This is a genomic window from Flavobacterium bomense (assembly GCF_003970355.1).
This window is the reverse complement of sequence record NZ_RYDJ01000200.1, coordinates 1-1146: the sequence shown is the minus strand read 5'-3', so window position 1 is coordinate 1146 and position 1146 is coordinate 1. Positions and strand designations below refer to the sequence as shown.

The window sequence follows — 1146 nt, the reverse complement described above, 5'->3', positions numbered from 1 at the left end:
GTAAGTAACTGAAAACAACCAACTTAAGATTGTAATAGGAATCATTTTATCGAGAAACAAAACATTCAAACCAACTTTTTCAACTGCGGCTATTTTCAAAAATAGCATAGTACCAAATATCATGGCTATCATATCAATGACAGCACAGCAAATTATGAAGGTAAATTTATGTCTATTTCGCATTTGTTAATCTTTTATTGTTAATCTTTTAATCTGACATATAAATTGAATAGAAATGCTCCAATTAAACTTCCTAGAATTCCATAAAAAACATCCATTAAATCTGGATTCCTTTTTCGAATTAAAAATTGTCCGCCTTCGGCTATACAAACTATAATTGTTGCTATTCCTAAGTTTTGAATAAAATTCAAATTTTTACTGTAATTTATTTCGTTTGAACTTTTTTGCTGCGAATAAGTTTCTAATAAGAAACCTACAGCTAAAAAAGGAATTGCAGTACGCAAATTGTAATAATGATCACTCCATTTCAAAAGCCATCTAGGCAAATAGGTTTCGTCTTTAAAACTTGGATCTGGCAACCATGAAAAATAAAAAACCGCAGCAATAACAAAAACAAAAATTAAAAGAACTCTTTTTTTTGACATTTTATTCTTATATGAATTTAATTATTTAGCCTTATCTATTGCATAATTTATAATTCATACATGAAAAAAGAAAATTAGGCTTTTTTGAACCAAGACTTTTTTACTTTTTTTTCTTGATATTCATACCCATAGTTGATCCCATAACTATAACCGTATGAACTTTTTAAATTGACTTCGTTAATAAGAATACCAACATTTTTCAATTGTTCTTTTTTAATAAATTTATTTAACTGAACTAATGATCTCTTATCTGTATAATTGAATTTCGATACATATACTGTTACATCTGCTAAATGACTAAAATTGAGCGTATCAGACACCATTTGCACAGGAGCAGTATCTAGAATAATGAAATCATAAAGGCTCTTTGCCTCTTCAATTAATGTTTCAAAATTAGAATTGGTTAATAACTGAGTTGGATTAGGGGGAATTTCTCCTGCTATAAGGATGTCGAGATTGCTAGAAAAATTAGTGTCTTTTTTTAATGAACTTTTCCAATCAATACTATTATCAAACAAGTAATTTACTAGACCAATTTCAT

At 27.8% G+C, this 1146-nt stretch carries 3 protein-coding genes; all 3 read right to left on the bottom strand.

Annotated elements, in window-relative coordinates:
* Positions 1-183 (bottom strand): hypothetical protein (locus tag EKL98_RS18290; protein WP_233589482.1); only part of this gene is annotated, 183 nt, incomplete at its 3' end.
* Positions 184-200: 17 nt separating this feature from the next.
* Positions 201-605: a hypothetical protein gene (locus tag EKL98_RS16735; protein ID WP_126563215.1), complete on the bottom strand. Its 405-nt coding sequence runs from the start codon at positions 603-605 to the stop codon at positions 201-203.
* Between the two features lie 74 nt (positions 606-679).
* A partial coding sequence (locus EKL98_RS17750) for a tyrosine-protein kinase family protein (protein WP_394343491.1) occupies positions 680-1146 on the bottom strand: 467 nt, incomplete at its 5' end.